General features: G+C 49.2%; 5 protein-coding genes and 2 pseudogenes. 6 read left to right on the top strand and 1 reads right to left on the bottom strand.

What is annotated here, in order from left to right; translation table 11 throughout:
* A partial coding sequence (locus ACFO8Q_RS21615; RefSeq protein ID WP_380028994.1) for a transposase occupies nucleotides 1–458 on the bottom strand: 458 nt, incomplete at its 3' end.
* Between the two features lie 182 nt (nucleotides 459–640).
* On the opposite strand from ACFO8Q_RS21615, the gene ACFO8Q_RS21610 reads away from it, so the two are divergent.
* From ACFO8Q_RS21610 to ACFO8Q_RS21585, 6 genes and pseudogenes are all read left to right on the top strand, one after another.
* Nucleotides 641–826 carry a hypothetical protein gene (locus tag ACFO8Q_RS21610; RefSeq protein ID WP_380028992.1) on the top strand — a complete coding sequence of 62 codons (186 nt, stop codon included), beginning with the start codon at nucleotides 641–643 and terminating at the stop codon, nucleotides 824–826.
* A gap of 31 nt (nucleotides 827–857) precedes the next feature.
* Nucleotides 858–1341 (top strand): annotated as a pseudogene (locus tag ACFO8Q_RS21605) (glycosyltransferase family 2 protein); the annotation flags it as partial.
* Between the two features lie 14 nt (nucleotides 1342–1355).
* The gene (locus tag ACFO8Q_RS21600; protein WP_380028990.1) at nucleotides 1356–1679 is read left to right on the top strand and encodes an MFS transporter; all 324 of its coding nucleotides are present in this window, start codon (nucleotides 1356–1358) and stop codon (nucleotides 1677–1679) included.
* A gap of 318 nt (nucleotides 1680–1997) precedes the next feature.
* A complete protein-coding gene (locus ACFO8Q_RS21595) occupies nucleotides 1998–3725 on the top strand; it encodes an AAA family ATPase (RefSeq protein ID WP_380028988.1) in 1728 nt (575 codons plus the stop codon).
* A 287-nt stretch (nucleotides 3726–4012) separates the two neighbouring features.
* Nucleotides 4013–4300: a hypothetical protein gene (locus ACFO8Q_RS21590; RefSeq protein WP_380028986.1), complete on the top strand. Its 288-nt coding sequence runs from the start codon at nucleotides 4013–4015 to the stop codon at nucleotides 4298–4300.
* Nucleotides 4301–5215: 915 nt separating this feature from the next.
* Nucleotides 5216–5423, top strand: a pseudogene (locus ACFO8Q_RS21585) (IS1634 family transposase); the annotation flags it as partial.

The raw sequence follows: 5423 nt of genomic DNA, 5'->3' as shown, positions 1-5423 counted from the left end.
GCAAAGCCAGAAGAGTCTAGGTCCAATACGAACTGATCCCGAGGTTCGATCGCGTACACGCGACCTTGCAGTACTTCATTCACTTTTTCCAGTGACTTGGCGGTAGCGATTGTCGCCTTTTCATTGAATCGGGATATCGTCGGTTGCGAAGCCAGGCGTTCCTTCCCCAGCATCGCGGTGAGAAGTGGTTCGTAGCATAAATCATCGGCATGATCGTCAGTATGATAGCCGACCACATGCTGATAGATTTTCTGGACTACGACATCGTCGTTGGGATGATCCCGATGGTGAACAGGATCGTCGACGACAAGGAATTGCTTCACGGCTTCGGAGAGACCGATTTTATGATCGAATTCTTTGTACAGAAGAAGACCAGCGTCTGAAGTCAAATCGCCACCTTTAAAATTAACTTTCATTCGGGGGTTGAAGTTCAAGCGTAACTCTTGTACACTTGCCATTGAAGAGCCTCCTTGGGATCGTGTTTGGTTTGGACGCCATTAACACTACCAAAGATTAGGCTCTTTTTCCATATGAATTACGCACTTTTTAAGTGAACGTCCATATCCCCGTTTTTCCTTGATCTAATTGGATTCATGATTTGTTCAAAGTCGTTCCGTGAATATTTCAGGTGAAATATTTCTTGATTCCTTCCGGCTCCGGGGTTGGGTTTGGAGGTAGAGGCGGCAGCAGCGAAGTGATGGATTGGATACGTGCAAACAGCACAGAGGTTCCGAAGGAAGAGTGGCAATCGAACTCTTCTCAAGGCGATCAAGGCGGCCCTATGGATAGGGGCGGTGCGAATACATTATACGAAATCAAGGGATAAGTCAGGAGGGCAGGAGATAAATGAATCGATTCGATTAGCGATTGCCGCGGGCATGGATTATGCTCGCGGGGGACGCCGTTGTCATTATCGACGCCGATTTGCAAGATCCGCCCGAGCTAATCCCGCGAATGATTGAGAAATGGCAAGAAGGATATGAATTCGCCTATGCGAAGCGTGCGAAACGCGAAGGGGAGACATTGTTTAAAAAATGGACCGCTTCTTTATTCTATCGCACTCTTCGTTCATGGACAGAAGTGGACATTCCATTGGATACCGGTGACTTCCGCCTGATAGACCGAAAAGTCTGCGATGCCATGCAAAACATTCGAGAAAAGAATCGCTTTGTCCATGGTCTGGTCAGCTGGGTAGGCTTTCGTCAAACAACTATCGAGTACGTTCGGGAGGAACGCTTTGCAGGAGAAACGAAGTACCCGCTGAAGAAGATGCTTCCCTTCTCGATGGATGGAATTACATCTTTCTGCTATAAACCGTTGAAATTGGCCACGCATCGGGGGTTTTGGGGCTTTCATTGATTACTGAACATGCACTCCCTGCAATTGTTGTGCATGTTCTATCGGCTACTGCATTGGGGTTTGGCCAATCGGCTTTAACAGCACTCGTTTCAGAATTGGACCCGAATGCCCGTGGTGCGGTGCTTGCACTGAATAGTTCTGCTATGTACGCCGGAATGGTCAGTGCAACAGCGATCTCAGCGGCTCTTCTTCAATTTGGTAGCTTTTTGTCTATTGGGATAATGTGTGCGGTGGCTGCTCTTGCAGTTTTACCGATCACAAGTTATCTTGTGAAAGAGCATGAAGCTAACCGATCCTCGATGGCTGCGGAGAGGATTTGATTGAGACATAAAGAGGAAACATCATCCACGGTGCTCCTCTTTGAGGGTACCGAAGTACAAGGAAAAATATCAAGAGTATTGTCGCGGGGAGAGGTGATTGTGGAAGATGGAAAAATTATAGGCAAAAACGGACGGGGCATTTTTTGCGTCGTAATCGTTTTTTAATTGGTTCATTGTAATACAGGTATATCAAAGTTTTGCTCGTGTACCGTCCGGCTTTGGATACGAGCCATCCCTTAGGATTGATTTTCATAGAATAATCAAAACCGTCTGTGCTTTCATATAATAATGCAAAACGTTTGTAAAGGAAGTGAGGCCATGAGGAGATATCAGTGGATCAAGTGGCGTAAATTCCTCCTCTGGCTCTTAGCCCTCGTCTTGACCGGCGTGCTGTTGTGGGAAGGAGGGCCGACATCCTGGGAGATCGCGTTGGGTATTGTCGGCATTGTGCTGCAGTTGCTCTTCGCCGTACTGTTCATAATCATCCAGTTCGCAGCCCTCTTCTGGTTCCTGTCCCGGGGACGCACGTACTGGATTCTGCCTGGTGAGACCGGCGCCACCTGGGACGATTACCGGGGTAACCCCGAGATCGTTGAGAATGCCGAGCGTATCGTCACCCTGCTCAAGGGCGTCAAGGAGTTTAAGGAGATGGGTGGTGAAGCGATCCGGGGATTGCTGCTCTGTGGGCCCCCCGGTACCGGCAAGTCCTACCTGGCTCAGGTCATCGCCAACGAAGCACAGGTGCCCTTTGCTTACGCCTCGGCTCCCAGCTTTCAAAACATGTTTTTCGGTGTCGGCAACCTGAAGGTGATGCGCCTCTACAAGAAGGCCCGGAAGCTGGCGAATATGTACGGTGCCTGCATCATCTTCATCGATGAGATCGACGCCATCGGCATGAATCGGCAGGTGGGCGGTGGAGGAGGGCTGTTCGGCATGGGCGGCGCTGGCCTGCTCAACGAGTTGCTTTTGCAGATGGACCCGCCGAACATCGACAACTCGTGGTTTGCCAAGCTGCTTCGCTCGCTCGGGCTGCGGCGCAAGAAAGCAGAGCGGCCGGCGGTGCTGACAGTCGCAGCGACCAACTTGCCCGACGTACTCGACCCCGCGCTGCTCCGGCCCGGCCGCTTCGATCGGCAGCTCTGGGTCGATGCCCCCGACTATGATGGACGGGTGGACGTCTTCCTCTACTACCTCCAGAAGGTGAAGCGGGACTCTACTCTTACTCCAGAGCGGGCGGCGCTCGACACGGTCGGCTACAGCCCGGCCCAGATCAAACACATCGTAAACGAGTCGGTCGTAATCGCCCACCAACGGGGGGCCCAGGTTGCCAGTTACGAGGACTTCCGGGCCGCCATGGAGACATATGAGTGGGGCCTCAAACAGCCGCTTCGCTCCATGAGCGAGGACGAGAAGCGGAACGTCGCCTACCATGAGGCTGGCCATGCGGTGGCCCAGTACTTGCTGAAGCCCCACGAACGGGTCTGGAAGGTGACGATCATCCGCCGGGGCGGCGCGCTCGGTCTCGCTGCCACCAAGCCAACGCATGAGCGGTATAACCGAAGCGACAGCGAGATCTTGGCGGAGATCCAAGTCTGTCTGGCAGCCCGGGCGGTGGAAGAGGAGTTCCTGGGGAAGAAATTAAACGGTGTTACCTCCGACCTGCAGCAGGCTACAGAGATGGCCGGCGCCTACCTTGGTATGGTCGGTATGGGCGACGAGCTGTTCAGTTGGCTTGCGTTAGGCTCTCGGTCCGATGCACTCAAGGCGCTCCGGCCAAAGATCAACGAGCTGCTGAAGGACCAGATGCTCCAAGCGAAAAAGCTGGTACGGGAACACGCCGACTTCGTCCACGCCATTGCGGAGGAGCTGCTGAAGCGGGGCGATCTGACCGGCGAGGAGATTGAGCAGATCTATGTGCGGCTGTATGGCCATAGGCGACCAGAGCCGGCTGACGTAAAACCTCGGGCGTTTGTCGATTCGGGTGTTCAGGTGGCTCCGGCGCAGCTACTGGATGAGTCCGCCAATGATACGAAGGATTCCGACTAAACAGGGGAGTTCGCTGGTCAGGGACGTCACGGTCTGTGCTCATGGGGACATTAAGCAGTTCGGGCCGAATTTGGAATGTTTGTTTCACTAACGGGAATCAAGACCCAAATAAAACACGAAGCAGGCTGCTCACTTCGGCAGCCTGTTGTGCTAACAGACAGATTACAGGTTGGTGAAATAACCGTATACGAAATTACAAATTTGAATTTTACTTTAACCCCACCTGGCAAAAGTCCAATACACCTTGTACTCCTCCGGCATAGTATGTAGTAAGGTGGTGATGATAAATGTTTACACTTACAGGCTGGATGATCTACACAATGTGGGCCATATTTGGACTCATGTTCATTGATTTTCTTATCGCCCTTTTCCGATCATTGAAGGAAGGCTCTTTCGATCCAACGTTTGTATTAGGTTATTTGAAAGATGTCCTATACTATGTCCTCCCGTTGATAATTGTTGTATACCTGATTCCAATTGATCCTACGGGGTGGATTCTTGTGATCGGATATTTCGTTTTCGGTATCGCTGTAATTCTCAAGTATTTATTGGACATTAAAAGAAAATTCCAATAAATAGTTTGTGGCCTTCCTTAACCGGGATCTTTAGTTGAACTGAAAACACGCCAGCCAAGGGAACCTTTTCCCTTGGTTTCTTATATTCCATACGATAATCCGATAAGCGTAATTTCATTGTTTTTGTGCTAACGGTATCATTAGTGAAGTAATTTCCATTTTGCAGATCCGATGATTCTTCTTATAGGAACAAACCTGGGGTGTCTCCGCATGTTTTGTGTTATGATTTGTGTTATGAAAGGATTATTTTGTCATACGGATAAATTTAAAAAGTGTATTTCATTAAATAGCTAATGCTAATTCTAAAGACAAAATTCAGTACAAACTAATTGGGAACAAAAAAGAAGGTGATGTGGGACCGAAGGCTGATCCGTTTTTTAGTTGAGTTTGTGTAAAATTTTTACAATTAAATTGTGACTTATTCAGAAAGCACTGATGGTGGTGATTTAGGATTACCACGCTATATTTTCGAGGCAATTTCTTTAACGCTGGAAATACAGAGATTTTTACTGAGTCTAACAAACCGACAGGGGTGTTAAATTTAAATAGTGCGTTTGGATCTTCAATTGACGTACATGATGCTAGTGGTGAGCTAGTTTGCAGCGGTAAATTTCGCTTTTTCTCTAAATAAATGGGAAGTGGTTTCTCCGAACCGTGGGAGTCTAGGACTTCTCCAGCAACGATTCTGGCACATTGGTCGCTGATTTTGAAAACCCGGGTTCGACAGTATAGGCCTAAAAGCAGGCACCCCAAGGGGTGCTGTGGATAACTGAAATCCTTATGTGGTGCGGTTTTTCAGACTTTTCCACAGGCACTAAAGCGCTAAAAAATCTGAAAATCTGTAGGCACTAAATTTATGTGGATAAGTACGATTTTCTGTTGTCTTTTACGTAGTATACATTGTATCATGTAGTTATGTACATACGACAAATTTCCCGCAAGAATAAAAATGGAACGACCACCCGTTACGTTCAGCTCGCACACAATGAGCGCAACCCCGTTACCGGTACGCCACAAGCGAAGGTGCTCTATCATTTTGGCCGCGCCGATGACTTAGACACCGAAGGCTTGAAGCGTTTGGCTGCCAGCATTCATCGTTTTATCGGCGAACCGCTTCCTTCCG

The sequence above is a fragment of the Effusibacillus consociatus genome (genome assembly GCF_042652925.1).
Taxonomy (GTDB): domain Bacteria; phylum Bacillota; class Bacilli; order Tumebacillales; family Effusibacillaceae; genus Effusibacillus; species Effusibacillus consociatus.
Note: the sequence above shows the minus strand (reverse complement) of the source record. Positions and strands in the feature narration are given on the sequence as shown.